Here is an 18680-nt window from a genome sequence, read left to right as displayed (position 1 = left end):
ACGCCTACGAGCCGTCACTGACCACCTGGCGGCGTCACTGACCGGCATCCTGCGATGTCACTGACCGGCATCGCGCGAACGTCACTGCCCGGCGAACTTGTCACTCACCGAGTCGAAGATGCCCTTGGCCTCCTTGCCCAGCCGCGGGCCCGCGAGCCAGCCCGAATCCACCGGCCCGATCGAGGTGTTGGACACCAGCGCGGGCTTGCCGTCCGAGCCGGTCGCGACCCAGCCGCCACCGGAGGAACCGCCGGTCATGGTGCAGCCGATGCGGTACATCGTCGGGTCCGAAGCGGCGAGCGACAGCCGGCCCGGCTTGTCCTGGCACTGGTACAGCTTCTGCCCGTCGAACGGCGGCGCGGCCGGGTAGCCCATCGCCTTGATGCTGTCCACGTCGGGCACGGCCGGGGCGTTGAAGTTCACCGGAAGGGCCGAACCCACGGTCTCCTCAAGGGACTTGCCGTTGCCGCCCGCCTCCGGCTTCACATGCAGCACGGCGAAGTCGTACGAGGCGCCGTTCCCGCCCGTCGGACCGCCCTGCGCGATCCACTGCTCCGAGGTCTGCGCCCAGTCGGCCCACCAGACGCCGTACGGAGCGGCCTCCTCCTTGGTGACGTCCTTCATCTGCGCGGCGTTCTTGCCCGCATCGTTGTACGAGGGCACGAACGCGATGTTGCGGTACCAGCCGCCGCTCTTGCCCGCGTGCACACAGTGGCCCGCGGTCCACACCATGTTGGACTTGCCGGGGTTGGCCGGGTCCTGCACGACCGTCGCCGAGCAGACCATTGTGCCTTCGGGGGAGTCGAAGAACACCTTGCCCGCCTCGGGGGCGTTGGCGTGGTACCTGGGCGACACGGCCTGCGCGTCCACCGGCTGAGGCGTCGGGTCGGTCACACCCTGGTCACCGGAGAGGTCGCTTTCGTCGACGCCGCGGTCCGGGTCCTCGGCCTCGCGCATACGGTCCGGGTCCCACAGTCCCTCGATGATCGGGTTGATGTAGTCCTTGGCCTCGCGCAGCCAGTCGTCCTTGTCCCACTGCTTCCAGGCGCCGTCCTTCCACTTGTCCAGATCGATCCCGTGTTCCTTGAGCTTGTCCTTGATGTCCTGCGGGATCGTGATCTTGCCTTCACCCCCGGCCGCCGCGGACGCGGTGGCCTCGCCGCCCGCATCGGCATCGCCCGACTCGCAGGCCGTGGCGGTGAGGGCGAGTGCCGCGGCGAGCGCGACCACGGGCAGGGGGGAGGTTCCGCGGCGCGCGCTCCTCCCTCGGCGAGCGGTGAACGACGGCCGTATCGATCGCATGATCTGAACTCCCCCTGGGGTGACAGTGCTGGGCGCCGTGGCCGTGAACTCCCGCTGATCACTCGCTGGTTCCGGGTGATGTCACGGCGCGTCGGGACGGCATCACACACTATGCGGTTGCTGTGGGGGAGTTCCGACGGAACGGCAACGGTTTCGCTACGGGCGGTCTGACCTGGCAATAGTCCAGAAAACCACCGAACTGCCAGGTCCCCGGCCGTGCAACTGCCGTGCGCTGTCCATGCGCCGTATGTGCATCCACTGCCTCATTTCCACCGAGCCGGACTGCGCCCGGCCCGCGTTGGGAGAGAGGAAGGTCACATGGATGGGCGCGGGACGAGGCGGGGCATGCCACAACCAACCGGTCACAGGACTGTCAGAGTGCTTCTCACGCTGGGACTTGTGGCGCTGGCCGCGAGTTTGGCGCTGGCCGTCGCCGTGCTCGTGTCGCACTTGCCCCTTGGCGAAAAGACCCTCCTGGTGACCACCCTGGGTCTGTTCGTCTCCGGCGTCGCCGCCGCCCTCGCGCCCTTGCTCACCCGATGTCTCGGGGCCCCGTCGGACAACCTGGAGACCAGGCTGCCGCGCTCACTGGAGGCCCTTGCCGTGGAGGTGGGCGAGCAGTGGAAGGCGGAGGCGCGGCTACGGCGGCTGCAGGACCCCGCGCCGATGCGGGTGCGCTGGGTGCGCGGTGCCCCCACGCTGACCGATCACCGGAGCAACATCCCCCGGGACGGCACACTCGGCCTGCCCGAAGGCAGCGGAGACACCGCGGAACTGGTCCGGGCATTCGTCACCGCCCCGGGCCGCAGGGTCGTCATTCTCGGCCCTCCCGGCTCGGGAAAGAGCGTCCTGGCCGTGCGATTCACCCTGGGCCTTCTCAAGGAGCGCGCGGCGGCCGACCGGCTTCCGGTGATCTTTCCGCTCTCCAGCTGGGATGTGCAGCGCGACGGCCTCACCGACTGGCTCGTACACCGGCTGGCCACCGACTACGAGGCGTTGGGAGCCGGCGCCCCCGGCAGGGACGTCGCACGTGAACTCCTTGCGCGGGAACGGATCCTGCCGGTCCTCGACGGCTTCGACGAACTGCCCCCGGCCGTACGGCCCCTCGCCCTTCGACGGCTCAACGCCGCGCTCGACACGGACACTCCGCTGCTGCTCACCAGCCGCGTGGACGAGTACAGCGAGACCGTGGAGTCCACGGACGTACTCACCACGGCCACCGTTCTGGAACTGCTGCCCGTCAGTCTGGCCGAGGTGTGCTCCTACCTGGCCTCCTCCGCGCCACCCCGGCCGCGGGCGGACGGCGCCCCGGACACCGCCTGGGCCCCGGTCCTGGAACGGGTGCGCACCGACCCCGAGGGGACCCCGGCCGCCGCACTGCGCACCGTACTCACCTCGCCGTTGATGGTGGCCATGGCCCGAGCGGTGTCCGACGGCTCCCGCCGGGACCCGAACCGGGATCCCATGCGCCTGCTCGATCCGCGGCTCGGACGGGTCGGGGCGATCGAGGAGCACCTGCTCGACGCCTATGTCCCGGCCGTCTATGCCTCGGCCTCGGAAAGCACCGGAACCGGAATCGCTACCGAGGCGGGCGAACGTGCCCGGAGCAGGCTCGCGTTCCTGGCTCGTCATGTGCAGCGGGAGGGCGACGGCGCCATCGCCTGGTGGCGTCTGGAAACGGCACTGCCGCGCTGGGTGCGGGTGCTCGGCCCGGCCGTCGTGGCGGTGCTCGTCGCCTGGCCCGTTCTCTGCCTGTTGGAGGCGTTCGTCCCGCAGTGGGCCTATGGCCGGTTGTGGGACACGGGCGGCCCGTCGCTGTTTCCGGCCGTCAAGATGCCCTGGATCGCCGGCTTCAGCCTGGGCACGGCCCTGCTCACGGAGCATCGTCCGAGCGCAGACGAACGGGAGCGGAATCGGTTCGTACGACGTCGGCGGACGATCACCGTGCTGGCCGGGCTCGCCGTGGCGTGCTTCACCACCTGGATGGGCGGTGATCACTGGCAGTCGTTCTGGGACCGGGCCAGCCCCGCCGGTCGTGAAGTGGCCTGGCGGGGAACTGCGCTTCAGGAGGGCTATCAGGTGGCTTTCGGGCTCACCACGGCGCTCCTGTTCGGCTTCTACGGGCTGCGCCGGACACAGCCGCCGGCGGTTCTCCCGCGCTTGGCCTCACGGAGAGGCCGGGCGTTCGCGCCGGGTCTTGCCCTGCTGAGCGGTACCGCGACCGGAGCTGTGGCGGGGGGCGTGCTGTTCTGGTTCGGGGCGCGCGTCGACGGGCTGTTCAAGCTGCCGGGACTGACACTGTGGGGGTCTGTGGTGCCGGGAGCCGTCGTCGGCGGCTTCACCGGCACGGTCGCGGTGATCGCGGGCCTCATCCTGCGCACCCCGCACGACCCGGGCGACCGTCCCCTGGTGCTGACTCCGGAGCGGAGCCTCATCCAGGACCGATCGGCCGCCCTCGTGCGCGGCGCACTGCTCAGCGCGGTCACCTCCGTGCTCCTGTTGACCGTGGCGCTCCCGTTGCCCCGGTCCGGAGGCAACATCGTCGGAATTGCCGGCCAGCTGTGGCTGATGACAGGCCCGGCCGCGCTGGCGCTGAGCGCCTGGGGAAGGTTCCTGACCGTCCGGGTGTGGTTCGCCGTGACCGGGCGACTGCCCTGGCGGCTCATGGCGTTCCTCGACGACGCACACGTTCGGGGAGTGCTCAGGCAGGTGGGCGCCGTCTACCACTTCCGGCATCTGCGCCTGCAGGAACGCCTCGCTCCGCCGGCCCCGGACCGGCGCGGACCCGGGCAGCCTCCGGTGCCGCGTCCGCGCGGCGAATCCTCGGGACCCGGACATGGATGAATGCGCGGCACGACGGCATGGCCGCCGTGCCGCCCCCCCCGGGAACGCGTGTCCCTCTTCGCACAGGAAGCGGCCAGTCCGTCATCCGGAAGACGCCCAGCATGTCGTCATCCCGTTTGCCGGCCGTCGAGAAGGACGCCTCCACACCGACCCAGCCCCGGAAGGCTCCGGAGTCGTCGAGGACCTGCAGCATCGGTTTCACATGCGAGTTGCCCCGGTAGCACGCGGAGGGCTCATCGGGAGCCAGACATGTGCACCAGTGCCAGTAGGTGTCGCGGCGATCGTGGACGCCCACCCGCGTCAGGTGGTACTGGATGGACGTGTCCCCTGCGGCCCGCCCGCATCCGTTTCCGCAGTTGCCGGGTTCCGGCGGCTGCAGAAACGTCATCCAGTACGTGGCACTGCCGCCGCACACAGTGAACTCCCCGTGCGCGAACTTGCTCTCCTTCCGGGGCTGACGCACGCTGCCCCTCGGCCCGATGGGACCCGGGGAACTCCGACAGGCGATCACCGAACCGGCCGCCGCCGAGGGACTCGCGCTGGAGCCCGGCCTGGTCGAGGTGCTGCTGCGTGACCTCGGTGCCGTCGGTGGAACGGGCACGTCCGAAGCCGCGACCCTGCCCCTGCTGTCCCACGCGCTGCGCGCGACCTGGCAGCAACGGCCGGACGACACTCTGACCGTGGCGGGATACGCACGGACCGGCGGTGTGCACGAGGCGGTGGCCGCGACGGCCGAGCGCGTGCACGGACAGCTGCCCCCGGAACACCAGGACATCGCCCGCATGCTCTTGCTGAACCTGGTGCACGTGGGCGACGCCGGGGACGACACCCGCAACCGGACCGCCCGCGACGACCTGATCGAGCTGACCACGGCCGGCGTCCCAAGCACGCGGGCGCAGGATGTGACGGCCGACGTGGAAGCCTTCACCGGTGCCCGGCTGCTGACAGCCCACGCCGACCATGTGGAGACCGGCCATGAGGCCCTGCAGTGGGCGTGGCCGCGGCTGCGCGAGTGGATCGACGGCCCCCGGGCCCGGCTCAGGCTCCACCAGCGGCTCACGGAGGCGGCCCGCATCTGGCACGTGGAAGGCAGGGACACCTCCCTCCTGCTGTGCGGGGCCCGGCTGGCCACGGTGTCGGACTGGTTGGGCGAAGAGACCGGTGCGCATCCCGTGCTGCGTCCGGTGGAACGCGAGTTCCTGCGCGCCTGCCGGACCTACGAGGAGGCCGAGCGCCGACGCAGCCGCAGATTGTGGCAACTGGTCGCAGGGCTCGCCGTGCTCCTGGTCATCGCCCTGACGAGCGGGCTGCTCGTGGTGGAGAAGTCCGGCGAGGCCCAACGGGGCACCGCTGAGGCCCAGAAGCAGGAGCACCGGGCGCTGGCCGCGCTCCTGTCCAGCGAGGCACGACGGCCGGGTGTCCGTCGTCGTACCGACGGTTCGGTACGGCAAGGATCTTGAGACAACCCGTAACCCGGTGAACGGTCCGGGGTTGGTAGCGGCGGGGGGCCTGGGGTCCGTGTGCGGTCCCCAGTGCCCAGTTCCCCGGAGTTTCGAGTGGACGCTCGCGGGGCTTCGTATGTCGGGTCGGGCGAGGAAGTGTGAGACCTGCTCGCCCCTGGACAGCGGGAGGACAGGGAGCCATGACCGTGACCGAATCTTTGCACGGGGGGACGACCGAGTCGGCGGGGGCGCACGCCGTACACGAGGGGATCCTGCGACGACAGTCGGCGCGCGAGTCGGCGGCCCGCACCTACGCGCGCGCCCTGCCGATCGTGCCGGTGCGAGCCCGCGGGATGACCATCGAGGGCGCGGACGGCCGCCGCTACCTGGACTGCCTCTCGGGCGCCGGGACCTTGGCGCTCGGACACAATCACCCGGTCGTCCTGGAGGCCATCCGCAAGGTCCTGGACTCGGGCGCGCCCCTGCACGTCCTCGACCTGGCGACCCCCGTCAAGGACGCCTTCATCACCGAGCTGTTCCAGACCCTGCCGCCCGGTCTCGCCGACCACGCGCGCGTACAGTTCTGCGGACCGGCCGGCACCGATGCAGTGGAGGCCGCCTTCAAGCTCGTCCGAGCCGCGACCGGACGCACCGGAATCCTCGCCTTCAGCGGCGCCTACCACGGCATGACCGCCGGAGCGCTCGAAGCATCCGGGGGCGCCTACGACGTACGGGTCGCCCGCCTGCCCTACCCGCAGGACTACCGCTGCCCCTTCGGCGTCGGCGGGGAACGCGGCGCCGAACTCGCCGCCCGCTGGACCGAATCCGTCCTCGACGACCCCAAGTCGGGCGTCCCGCGCCCCGCCGGGATGATCCTCGAACCCGTCCAGGGCGAGGGCGGAGTGATCCCCGCGCCCGACGGCTGGCTGCGAAGCATGCGGCAGATCACGGCCGACCGGTCCATCCCCCTGATCGCCGACGAGGTCCAGACGGGGGTCGGGCGCACCGGCTCCTTCTGGGCGGTGGAACACAGCGGCGTCACTCCCGATGTGATGGTCCTCTCCAAGGCCATCGGCGGAAGCCTTCCGCTGGCCGTCATCGTCTACCGCGACGACCTCGACGCCTGGCAACCCGGCGCCCACGCGGGCACGTTCCGCGGCAACCAACTCGCCATGGCCGCCGGCACGGCCACCCTCGCCTACGTCCGCGAGAACGGTCTCGCCGAGCGCGCGGCCGACCTCGGCTCGCGGATGCTGAGCCAACTCCGGCAGCTGGCAGGGGAATTCGCCTGCATCGGCGATGTGCGGGGAAGGGGGCTGATGATCGGGGCCGAGGTGGTGGAGCCGGAGGGCCACTCCGGGCGTGACGAGGGATGCCCGGCGGCCCTGGCGCGGATCGAGGGTGCGGGCGGTGGGCCGGGGCCGGCGCATCTGGCTGCTACTGGAGAGGGCGGGGGCGCCCCCGGTCCGGCCGACGGGGGAGTTGCCGCCGATCTCGGTCGCCATGGAGGCGGACGCGGCGTACTGGGAGGGCTCGACCCTGCCGGAAACGCGGGTGGCCCCTCGGCAGACCGCGCCCCCACCGGACGAGGCGCCGGGGCTGAGACAACGCCGGGCCCCGATCCCCGCCCTCGCCCCGCCGCCCCCGAGCTTGCGGCCGCCGTTCAACGGGAGTGCCTGCGACGCGGTCTGATCGTCGAACTCGGCGGCCGCCACTCCAGCGTCGTACGGCTGCTTCCGCCCCTGACCATCAGCGACGAACAGGCAGCCGCCGTACTGGACCGGCTGGCCGATGCGGTGGAGGCAGTGTCCCGCGGCCACGCAGGTCACGACCGCGGACATCAGCCGAACCCGCGCCGTCGTCAGTACGACGACCGGGCCGATTGGGCCGGCTAGCACAGCAGCCGATGAGGGCGTGACAACCCGCACTCCGCCTGCCGCCCGCGCGCCGGTACCCGTCGGCCCGTCCGCACATGGGCTACGACTCACTGCCAAGCGACACATCGCTTCCCCACCGAACATCGCTCCCAACTGACACACCCCCTCCAACCGCACCTTCGGAACGCGGCCCTCAAGCGCCCGCCCGCCCCTCACTCACCGCAGAACGTCGGCCGTCGCCGCACGAGCCGGACCCACCCCAAGAGGACCAGCCTTGATCACCACCCCCGCATCGACGACCGCACCGGCTCCTCGCGGGCAGGGACGCGCTTCTGTACCGGTGGGTACGTCCAGACAGGCACCTTCATCCACTCGGGGGCCAGGACCCACCCAGGGTTCTCCCGCAGAGCCAGTTGCCCCCGCACAGGCAGGTGCACCAGCACTGGAGAGAGGAGCGCCGCAGGAGCAGGTGTCGGGGCAGGGAGGTGCCGCGCAGGTGCCGGTCCAGGTGCCGGCCCCGGCGGGCACCCCGCACAGCGAGCGGCTGCGCGACGCCGTCTCCGACCTCCTGGAGCATCCCGACCCGCACACCGCGGCTCAGGCCGCCGCCGTGGAGAACCTGCTCCGCTGCTGGGTACGCGAGACCAACATCCCGGCTCCCGACAACGGGATCCTCCGCATCCCCATGCCAGCTACCGGTACGGTCCTGCTGATCCCGGTCCGCTACTGGTCCCCGACGGGGTGGCACCGCTTCGGCCTCCCACGCCTCGCCGACGCACCCGACGACTCCCCACCGACCGACGCCGTCACCTTGGCGGCGCTGCTCACCCGTGAGACGGACGGGGGAGCCGACACCGCCTCGGCTGCCACCGACCTCGTCGCCCGTGTCGCCGACTCCGTCCGACGCACCGCCACATTCATCAGCGAATACCGGGACAGGCCCGCCGAAGGCTCCGACCTCTTTCTCAACGCCGAGCAGGCACTCACGCTCGGACACCCACTCCACCCGACCCCGAAGAGCCGCGAGGGTCTCTCCGATGCCGAATCACGGCTGTACTCACCTGAGTTGTGCGGCTCCTTCCCCCTTCACTGGCTGGCAGTCGCTCCTTCCCTCCTCGCCACCGACTCGGCCTGGACCGAGCGCGGCCGTATCGTGCCCGCCGCCCAGCTCACGGCCCGCGTGGCAGGGCCCGGCCTGCCGCTGCCCGACGGGTACGCAGCTCTGCCCCTGCATCCCTGGCAGCTGCGCGAGACCCTGCATCGTCCCGAGACCGCGGCCTTCCTCGATGCCGGACTACTCCGGGACCTCGGCGCCAACGGCGCCCCATGGCACCCCACCTCCTCCGTCCGAACCGTCCACAGATCCGACGCCGCGGCCATGCTCAAGCTCTCGTTGGGCCTGCGCATCACCAACTCCCGGCGTGAGAACCTCCGCAAGGAGTTGCACCGCGGTGTCGAGGTCCACCGACTTCTGCGCAGCGGCCTCTCGACGCAGTGGCAGGCCGCGCACCCGGGATTCGACATCGTGCGCGACCCGGCCTGGCTCGCCGTCAACGGGCTGGACGGTGGCCCCCTGGCTGGCCTCGACGTGATGATCCGGCACAACCCCTTCAAGCCCTCCGACGACGTGTCCTGCGTAGCCGGACTCGTCTCGCCCCGCCCAGAGGCACAGACCGGCAACGTCGCGGGCCGCCCCCGGCCGGACGAGCAGCCCCTGCGGTCTCGCCTCGCCGACGTGATTACGCGCCTCGCCGCCCGGACAGGCCGCCCCCGTAGTGCCGTTGCCGCCGAGTGGTTCCTGCGCTACCTCGAACAGGCCGTCCGGCCGGTGCTGTGGCTGGACGCCGAGGCCGGAATCGCCCTGGAGGCACACCAGCAGAACACGCTGCTCCTGCTGGACGCCGACGGCTGGCCTTCGGGCGGCCGATACCGCGACAACCAGGGCTACTACTTCCGTGAGTCCCGGCACACGGACCTCGACACCCGGCTGCCCGGCATCGGCGAGCACAGCGACACCTTCGTCTCCGACGAAGTCGCCGACGAGCGCTTCGCGTACTACCTCGCGATCAACAACGCCTTCGGTCTCATCGGAGCGTTCGGCTCGCAGCGTCTCGCCGACGAACAGTTGCTGCTCGCCGCCTTCCGTCGCTTCCTGAGCGATGCGGCCACCGGTCCGACCCGGCTGCGCACCTCACTGCCGGCCCACCTGCTCGACTCACCCGTCCTGCGCTGCAAGGCCAACCTGCTGACCCGGCTGCACGGACTCGATGAACTCGTCGGCCCGGTCGACACCCAGTCCGTCTACGTCACCATCGCCAACCCCCTGCATCACTGACCATCACCGTCGCTCCCCGTCACGCCGCACCTTCATCGCGGTCGACCCACCTCGGCCACGGCCGACCAACACCGCTCGTTCCCCGTATCCCTGACCAACACCTCTGCTGTTCACCAACTCCCTTCATCTCTCGGGTACATGACCCACCCCAGCCTCCTGAGAGGAGTGTCGCCGTGCCTCCTACCGACGCCAGTGCCAACGCCGGTACCGCCCCCTTCACCGAGATCGGCATCGTCACGAGCCCGGGTACTCGTGTGAGTCCGATCGACACGACCGCCGGCAAGGGCGCAGGCGATGCAGACTGCGAGGACACGCTGGACCTGCGTCTGCCCGACGAGTTCATCGCGCTCTTCGCGGAGAATGCCGATGCGGACGGGGGCCGGAGCCGGAGCCCGGCTGGTGCAGGGACGGCCGATCCCACGTCTTCTCTTCCGACCACCGAAGATCTACTCGACCGCGTGGCCGACTGGGGCCCGATCAGCACACCAGCGGGAGTGCTTCACCTTGTCCCTGTATGGGTCGAGCGAGACCTTCCGATCATCGACCGGTGGATGAACGACCCTGCCGTCGCGGCGTTCTGGGAACTCGGCGGGCCTGAGAACGCGGCCGAGGAGCATCTGCGGTCGCAGCTCACCGGTGACGGGCGCAGCGTTCCGTGCCTGGGCATGCTGGAGGGCACGCCGATGAGCTACTGGGAGATCTACCGTGCCGACCTCGACCCACTGGCCCGGCACTACCCGGCTCGGCCCCATGACACCGGAGTCCATCTCCTCATCGGTGCCGTCGGGGACCGTGGGAGAGGACTCGGTGGCACTCTGCTCCGGGCCGTCGCCGACCTCGTACTCGACAGGCGGCCTGCCTGCGCTCGCGTCGTCGCTGAACCCGACATTCGCAACACCCCTTCCGTCGCGGCCTTCCTGAGCGCCGGCTTCCGCTTCTCCGCCGAGGTCGAGCTGCCCGCCAAGCGGGCCGCCCTGATGGTCAGAGACCGCAGCCTGCGCCACCTTCTGTGACGCCATGTCGCAGCGTCGTCACTTTTGGTACACCGCTCGCGCCGATCCGGTTCCCACTCCTGACCAGCTGACCCAGATTCCACCCCGGCACTCGACACAGATCCCACTCATGGCCGAGCTACCACCGCATTCACGCCGCGGGTGCAGTCACTCACCACTGCAGTCAGCCGGCACTGCAGTCACGCAGCACTGCAGTCACCCAGCACTGCACTGACACAGCCGCCCCACTCGACAAGCCGATCGCTTCACGGAGCGCCCAACCCGGCACCAGTACCGGCCGCCCCCTCACCCCGACCCTGATTAGCCCGGGGCCCCTCCGAACCGACCCGGACGGCACCCGAACCAACTTCGATCGCACTCGAACCATCCCTGACCTCAATCGAACCGACCTCACACGTACCCGAACCGATCCGATCCCCACCCGAGGAACCCCCGGTCTTGATCCCGTCCCCCGTCCCCACCGCGACCACCCGTTTGTCAGTGCCGGGCCGTAGGGTGGTCGCGCTATGACAAAGCCCTCACTCCCCGAACTCCTGCATGCTGCCGTCACTGCCGTCGGCGGTACGGAGCGCCCCGGCCAGGTGACCATGGCCGAATCCGTCGCGGAGGCGATCGACGGCGACTCCCATCTGCTGGTCCAGGCCGGCACCGGTACCGGAAAGTCGCTGGGCTACCTCGTGCCCGCGCTCGCGCACGGGGAGCGAGTCGTCGTGGCGACGGCCACCCTGGCGCTGCAGCGCCAGCTCGTGGAGCGGGATCTGCCTCGCACCGTCGATGCACTCCACCCCCTGCTGCGCCGTCGCCCCGAGTTCGCGATGCTCAAGGGCAGGTCGAACTATCTGTGCCTGCACCGCCTGCACGAGGGCGTCCCGCAGGATGAGGAGGAGGGCCTCTTCGACCAGTTCGAGGCAGCCGCACCCACCAGCAAGCTGGGCCAGGACCTGCTGCGGCTGCGCGACTGGTCGGACGAGACGGAGACGGGCGACCGCGATGACCTGACGCCCGGCGTGTCCGACCGCGCCTGGGCCCAGGTGTCGGTGTCCTCGCGGGAGTGCCTAGGCGCCTCGAAGTGCGCCTATGGCGCCGAGTGCTTCGCCGAGATGGCCCGTGAGCGGGCCAAGCTCGCGGAGGTCGTCGTCACCAACCACGCGCTGCTCGCGATCGACGCCATCGAGGGCGCCCCCGTCCTCCCGCAGCACGAGGTCCTGATCGTCGACGAGGCGCACGAACTTGTCTCCCGGGTCACCGGAGTCGCCACCGGCGAACTCACTCCCGGCCAGGTCAACCGCGCGGTACGCCGCGCCGCGAAGCTCGCCAACGAGAAGGCCGCCGACCAGCTCCAGACCGCCGCCGAGGGTTTTGAACGGCTGATGGAGCTGGCCCTGCCGGGCCGCCTGGAGGAGATCCCGGAGGACCTCGCCTACGCACTCATGGCGCTGCGCGACGCGTGCCGCACCGTCATCTCCGCGATCGGCGCGACCCGCGACAAGTCCGTGCAGGACGAGGACGCGGTCCGCAAGCAGGCGCTGGCCTCGGTCGAGACGGTGCACGACGTGGCGGAGCGGATCACCAACGGCTCCGAGTGGGACGTCGTCTGGTACGAGCGGCACGACCGTTTCGGCGCCTCCCTGCGCGTGGCCCCCATGTCGGTGTCAGGACTCCTGCGCGAGAAGCTCTTCGAGGACCGCTCCGTCATCCTGACCTCCGCGACCCTGAAGCTGGGCGGCGACTTCAACGGCGTGGGCGCGTCCCTGGGGCTGGCCCCCGAGGGGACGGAAGGCGACGACTTCCCGCAGTGGAAGGGGGTGGATGTCGGCTCGCCCTTCGAGTACCGCAAGCAGGGCATCCTGTACGTCGCCAAGCACCTGTCCCGTCCCGCGCGGGACGGCGACCGTGTCGACATGCTCGATGAGCTGACGGAACTGATCCAGGCGGCGGGCGGCCGCACGCTCGGCCTGTTCTCCTCCATGCGGGCCGCCCAGCTGGCCGCCGAGGAACTTCGCTCCCGTATCCCCGAGTTCCCCATCCTCCTCCAGGGCGAGGAGACGCTCGGCGAGCTGATCAAGAACTTCTCGGCCGACTCGAAGACCTGCCTCTTCGGCACCCTGTCCCTCTGGCAGGGCGTCGACGTGCCCGGTCCCAGCTGCCAGCTGGTCGTCATGGACAAAATCCCGTTCCCGCGCCCGGACGACCCGCTCATGAGCGCCCGCCAGAAGGCCGTGGAGGACGCCGGCGGCAACGGCTTCATGGCGGTAGCCGCCACCCACGCCGCGCTGCTCATGGCCCAGGGCGCCGGCCGCCTCGTCCGGGCATCGGGGGACCGCGGCGTGGTCGCCGTGCTGGACCAGCGGCTGGCCACGGCCCGGTACGGGAGCTACCTGAAGGCGTCACTGCCCGACTTCTGGTACACGACGGACCGTAATCAGGTCCGAAAGTCGCTGGCCACGATCGACGCGGCGGCGAAGCAGGCAGAGGCGGAGGCGGATCAGCCGGAGTGATGAGGGGCGGCCTGTCACGACGCCGAGACAGGCCAACTCCCCGTCCTCATCCTCCGCGACAGGCCAACCCTCGATCCGGCACCCCTCGATCCGACATCCGCCGACGTCGGCTGTCGCCCTGCACCAGGGCGACGCAGCACCCTGGCAAGAGGGCCCACGACAGCACAGGGCCCCGGAGTCAAAGGGCCCAGGACAGCGCAGGGCCCCGGAACCGGCGCAGGGGTTCCGGGGCCCGGTCAGAGAGCGATGCCTCTCGGCATCGCCCGCCGCAGCCGTCACACGCGGCGCAGCACCGCCACCACCTTGCCCAGGATGGTCGCGTCGTCGCCCGGGATCGGCTCGTACGCCGAGTTGTGCGGGAGGAGCCAGACGTGGCCGTCCTCGCGCTTGAATCGCTTGACGGTGGCCTCGCCGTCGAGCATCGCGGCCACGATGTCGCCGTTCTCGGCGACCGGCTGGCGCCGGACGGTGACCCAGTCGCCGTCGCAGATCGCGGCCTCGATCATCGAGTCACCGACGACCTTCAGTACGAAGAGTTCGCCGTCGCCGACCAGCTGCCGGGGCAGGGGGAAGACGTCCTCGACCGACTCCTCCGCGAGGATCGGTCCGCCGGCGGCGATGCGGCCGACCAGCGGGACGTAGGACGCGGCGGGCTTGCCTGCGGTGTCCGTGGGCTGCACGGAGGCGGCCTGGTCGGAGCCGCGCACCTCGTACGCTCGCGGGCGGTGCGGGTCGCGACGGAGGAAGCCCTTGCGCTCCAGTGCCATCAGCTGGTGTGCGACCGAGGACGTGCTCGACAGGCCGACCGCCTGGCCGATCTCCCGCATGGACGGCGGGTAGCCACGCCGCTGCACCGAATCCCTGATGACCTCGATCACCCGGCGCTGCCGGTCCGTGAGCCCTGAGCTGTCCGCCCGGATGCCAGGAGGTCGGCCCGGTAGGGAACGCTTGTGTCCCTCGGGATTCATGGCTTCGTTCATTGCATGCACCGGCTCGAGTCGGCCCTGGGAGCGGTCCTGGGCAGTGATGGTGGCACTGTCTGCGGTGGTGGTCACGTCGGCCCCTCTCGATGGTCTCCCTGCTGCACAACGGTAGTTGCTTTCGAAAGGTTGCGCCAAACACACGTTCGAGTGAAAAATCGCGAATCGCCTGACGCGATCATGTGTCTGGGTGTATGGCTAACGCGCTTCCCGGCGGAAAAAAGGGCTCATTGTTGTACTCTTCACCGTCGGTGTGCGACCTCGTGGGTTGTTGCCCCAGTCTGCCATCCGACATCGGATCAACCGTGGAGTGACCCCCATCTGTGCGGGAGTCGCACGTCCCCTCCGTGTGGCGCTCACGCTATCTCCGTATGTGTCGCGGCGATACGGCTGTGCGCCCACGTGTGTGTCGTGGCCCTGTGGCCATACAGCGCGTGACCGTGCGTACGCGACACGCGCGCAGGGTGTGCATGTATGAGCCAATCCCCACATGTAGTGGTTGGATTGCAGCAGCGGCCCAGAAGTTGTGGTCCCCCGGGTCTTTGGACGCTCGGAGATCGCCTATGCTTGGGGCTGCTTCGAGGGGCCCATGAGGCCCAGCGAGGCTATTGAGTCTGCTGTGAGGAGGGTTGGAGTTATGCATTGCCCCTTCTGCAGGCACCCCGACAGCCGTGTCGTCGACAGTCGTACGACCGACGACGGCACGTCGATCCGCAGGCGCCGTCAGTGTCCGGACTGCTCCCGTCGTTTCACGACCGTGGAGACGTGCTCACTGATGGTGATCAAGCGATCCGGAGTCACCGAGCCGTTCAGCCGTACCAAGGTCATCAACGGTGTGCGCAAGGCATGCCAGGGACGACCTGTCACCGAGGATGCTCTCGCCCAGCTCGGCCAGCGGGTCGAGGAGGCCGTGCGGGCCACTGGAAGTGCCGAGCTGACCACCCATGACGTGGGGCTGGCCATACTCGGCCCGTTGCAGGAGCTCGACCTCGTCGCCTATCTGCGATTCGCCTCTGTCTACCGGGCGTTCGACTCGCTTGAGGACTTCGAGGCCGCGATCGCGGAACTGAGGGTGGTGACGGGGAGCCCCGCCGCGGACGACGACGACCGCGAAGACGACGCAGGACCTGTCACGGGGGGCCGAGAAGACGATCGCGGGTCCGGAGGGGCTGGACAAGTCCCCGTTCCCGCCGGCGCCGCCGACTGAGGCGGGCCGGATCCGGTCCTCGTACTCCGGATCCGGCCGTGAGGCGGCTACAGAAGACCTGCTGCGGGTGGCGATCAGAGGGTGCCCGCAGCACCAGACAGAACACCGTGCCACGGGGAACATCGGGGCACTTCAGGGCGTTTTAGCCCGTACAGGGAGGCGGCATGACAGAGACGGCGAGCGGTCCGGCACGGAGTTCCCGCGCCAAGGGCCCCAAGGCGGCCAAGGGACTGCGTATCGAGCGCATCCACACCACCCCCGGCGTGCACCCGTACGACGAGGTGGCCTGGGAGCGCCGTGACGTCGTCATGACCAACTGGCGCGACGGCTCTGTGAACTTCGAGCAGCGTGGCGTCGAGTTCCCCGACTTCTGGTCGGTGAACGCGGTCAACATCGTCACCAGCAAGTACTTCCGTGGTGCCGTCGGCACCCCGCAGCGCGAGACCGGCCTCAAGCAGCTGATCGACCGCATCGTGAAGACGTATCGGAAGGCCGGCGAGGACCACAAGTACTTCGCCTCGCCCGCCGACGCCGAGATCTTCGAGCACGAGCTGGCGTACGCCCTCCTGCACCAGGTCTTCAGCTTCAACAGCCCTGTCTGGTTCAACGTCGGTACGCCCCAGCCCCAGCAGGTCTCCGCCTGCTTCATCCTGGCCGTCGACGACTCCATGGAGTCGATCCTCGACTGGTACAAGGAAGAGGGCATGATCTTCAAGGGCGGCTCCGGCGCCGGCCTGAACCTCTCCCGCATCCGCTCCTCCAAGGAGCTTCTGTCCTCGGGCGGCAACGCCTCCGGTCCGGTCTCCTTCATGCGCGGCGCCGACGCCTCCGCAGGAACGATCAAGTCGGGCGGCGCGACCCGCCGCGCCGCCAAGATGGTCATCCTCGACGTCGACCACCCCGACATCGAGGACTTCATCGAGACCAAGGTGAAGGAAGAGGAGAAGATCCGCGCCCTGCGTGACGCGGGCTTCGACATGGACCTGGGCGGCGACGACATCACGTCCGTCCAGTACCAGAACGCCAACAACTCGGTCCGCGTGAACGACGAGTTCATGAAGGCGGTCGAGGCGGGCGGCAAGTTCGGCCTCCGCGCGCGGATGACCGGCGAGGTCATCGAAGAGGTCGACGCCAAGGCCCTGTTCCGCAAGATGGCCGAGGCCGCCTGGGCCTGCGCCGACCCCGGCATCCAGTACGACGACACCATCAACCACTGGCACACCTGCCCGGAGTCCGGCCGTATCAACGGCTCGAACCCCTGCAGCGAGTACATGCACCTGGACAACACGTCCTGCAACCTCGCCTCGCTGAACCTGATGAAGTTCCTGAAGGACGACGGCAAGGGCAACCAGTCCTTCGAGGTCGAGCGCTTCGCCAAGGTCGTCGAGCTCGTCATCACCGCGATGGACATCTCCATCTGCTTCGCGGACTTCCCGACGCAGAAGATCGGTGAGAACACGCGCGCGTTCCGCCAACTCGGCATCGGCTACGCCAACCTCGGCGCCCTGCTGATGGCGACCGGCCACGCCTACGACTCCGACGGCGGCCGCGCCCTCGCCGGGGCCATCACCTCCCTGATGACCGGCACGTCGTACAAGCGCTCCGCCGAACTCGCCGCGGTCGTCGGCCCGTACGACGGTTACGCCCGCAACGCCCAGCCGCACCAGCGCGTCATGAAGCAGCACTCCGACGCCAACGCCGTGGCCGTCCGCATGGACGACCTGGACACGCCGGTGTGGGCCGCCGCCACGGAGGCCTGGCAGGACGTGCTGCGCCTCGGTGAGAAGAACGGTTTCCGTAACTCTCAGGCGTCTGTCATCGCCCCGACCGGCACCATCGGTCTCGCGATGTCCTGCGACACCACCGGTCTTGAGCCCGACCTCGCGCTGGTCAAGTTCAAGAAGCTGGTCGGCGGCGGCTCGATGCAGATCGTCAACGGCACCGTTCCGCAGGCCCTGCGCCGCCTGGGCTACCAGGAGGAGCAGATCGAGGCGATCGTCGCCCACATCGCCGAGCACGGCAATGTCGTCGATGCCCCGGGCCTCAAGCACGAGCACTACGAGGTGTTCGACTGCGCCATGGGCGAGCGCTCCATCTCGGCGATGGGCCACGTCCGCATGATGGCCGCGATCCAGCCCTGGATCTCCGGCGCGCTCTCCAAGACGGTCAACATGCCGGAGTCGGCGACCGTCGAGGAGGTCGAGGAGATCTACTTCGAGGCCTGGAAGCTGGGCGTCAAGGCGCTCGCCATCTACCGCGACAACTGCAAGGTCGGCCAGCCCCTCTCCGCCAAGACCAAGGAGAAGGAGAAGACCGAGATCACGGAGAAGGCCGAGGCCACCATCCGTGAGACGGTCGAGAAGGTCGTCGAGTACCGCCCGGTCCGCAAGCGTCTCCCCAAGGGCCGTCCCGGCATCACGACGTCCTTCACCGTCGGTGGCGCCGAGGGCTACATGACCGCCAACTCCTACCCGGACGACGGTCTCGGCGAGGTCTTCCTGAAGATGTCCAAGCAGGGTTCGACCCTCGCCGGCATGATGGACGCCTTCTCCATCGCGGTCTCCGTCGGCCTGCAGTACGGCGTGCCGCTGGAGACGTACGTCTCGAAGTTCACGAACATGCGCTTCGAGCCGGCCGGTATGACGGACGACCCGGACGTGCGGATGGCGCAGTCGATCGTCGACTACATCTTCCGTCGCCTGGCGCTGGACTTCCTGCCCTTCGAGACGCGTTCCGCGCTCGGCATCCACTCCGCCGAGGAGCGTCAGCGTCACCTGGAGACGGGTTCGTACGAGCCCAACGAGGACGAGGTCGACGTCGAGGGCCTGGCCCAGTCGGCGCCGCGCGCCCAGGAGCTGAAGGCCGTCGCCACCCCGAAGGCCGACGCCGGGGCGGCCAAGGCGGTCCCGCAGCAGGCCCACACCAGCGCCGAGCTGGTGGAGATGCAGTTGGGCATCCAGGCCGACGCCCCGCTGTGCTTCTCCTGCGGTACGAAGATGCAGCGCGCCGGCTCCTGCTACATCTGCGAGGGCTGCGGCTCGACCAGCGGCTGCAGCTGACGCCGGGCAGGGGCGTGGCCCCGGTCGTCGGGTAGCCCTTGAGGGGACCTGACGGAAGCTCCGAAGTGGGGGGGGGGGGCGCGGGGGGGGGGCGCCCCCCCCCCCGCCCCTCCCCCCCCCCCG

General features: G+C 69.7%; 10 protein-coding genes. 8 read left to right on the top strand and 2 right to left on the bottom strand.

Going from position 1 to position 18680, the window contains the following annotated elements; genetic code table 11:
- Nucleotides 1-81: 81 nt before the first annotated feature.
- On the bottom strand, nt 82-1302 hold the full coding sequence (locus POF73_RS36155) for a trypsin-like serine peptidase (protein ID WP_272123404.1): 1221 nt from the start codon (nt 1300-1302) through the stop codon (nt 82-84).
- Between the two features lie 378 nt (nt 1303-1680).
- On the opposite strand from POF73_RS36155, the gene POF73_RS36150 reads away from it, so the two are divergent.
- From POF73_RS36150 to POF73_RS36125, 6 genes are all read left to right on the top strand, one after another.
- Entirely contained in the window at nt 1681-4146 is a 2466-nt protein-coding gene (locus tag POF73_RS36150) for an NACHT domain-containing protein (protein ID WP_272123402.1), read from the top strand.
- 464 nt (nt 4147-4610) lie between these two features.
- Complete coding sequence (locus POF73_RS36145) at nt 4611-5606, top strand: nSTAND1 domain-containing NTPase (RefSeq protein WP_334313645.1); 996 nt, start codon at nt 4611-4613, stop codon at nt 5604-5606.
- Between the two features lie 182 nt (nt 5607-5788).
- Nucleotides 5789-7483 carry a diaminobutyrate--2-oxoglutarate transaminase family protein gene (locus tag POF73_RS36140; RefSeq protein WP_272123398.1) on the top strand — a complete coding sequence of 565 codons (1695 nt, stop codon included), beginning with the start codon at nt 5789-5791 and terminating at the stop codon, nt 7481-7483.
- A gap of 451 nt (nt 7484-7934) precedes the next feature.
- On the top strand, nt 7935-9800 hold the full coding sequence (locus tag POF73_RS36135) for an IucA/IucC family protein (RefSeq protein WP_443049694.1): 1866 nt from the start codon (nt 7935-7937) through the stop codon (nt 9798-9800).
- Nucleotides 9801-9973: 173 nt separating this feature from the next.
- Nucleotides 9974-10813, top strand: a complete 840-nt coding sequence (locus tag POF73_RS36130; RefSeq protein WP_272123396.1) for a GNAT family N-acetyltransferase — start codon at nt 9974-9976, stop codon at nt 10811-10813.
- A 506-nt stretch (nt 10814-11319) separates the two neighbouring features.
- Nucleotides 11320-13311, top strand: a complete 1992-nt coding sequence (locus tag POF73_RS36125) for an ATP-dependent DNA helicase (RefSeq protein ID WP_272123394.1) — start codon at nt 11320-11322, stop codon at nt 13309-13311.
- Nucleotides 13312-13586: 275 nt separating this feature from the next.
- Here POF73_RS36125 and lexA read toward each other — a convergent pair whose 3' ends face one another.
- Nucleotides 13587-14366 (bottom strand): transcriptional repressor LexA, encoded by a 780-nt coding sequence (lexA, locus tag POF73_RS36120; protein ID WP_093911680.1) that lies wholly within the window; start codon nt 14364-14366, stop codon nt 13587-13589.
- 562 nt (nt 14367-14928) lie between these two features.
- Here lexA and nrdR point away from each other — a divergent pair.
- Together nrdR and POF73_RS36110 are read left to right on the top strand one after the other, a co-directional pair.
- The gene (gene nrdR / locus POF73_RS36115) at nt 14929-15498 is read left to right on the top strand and encodes a transcriptional regulator NrdR (protein ID WP_272123392.1); all 570 of its coding nucleotides are present in this window, start codon (nt 14929-14931) and stop codon (nt 15496-15498) included.
- A 164-nt stretch (nt 15499-15662) separates the two neighbouring features.
- Nucleotides 15663-18557, top strand: a complete 2895-nt coding sequence (locus POF73_RS36110) for a vitamin B12-dependent ribonucleotide reductase (protein WP_272123391.1) — start codon at nt 15663-15665, stop codon at nt 18555-18557.
- Nucleotides 18558-18680 lie beyond the last annotated feature (123 nt).

The sequence above is a fragment of the Streptomyces sp. HD genome (assembly GCF_028369295.1).
GTDB lineage: Bacteria > Actinomycetota > Actinomycetes > Streptomycetales > Streptomycetaceae > Streptomyces.
Note: the sequence above shows the minus strand (reverse complement) of the source record. Positions and strands in the feature narration are given on the sequence as shown.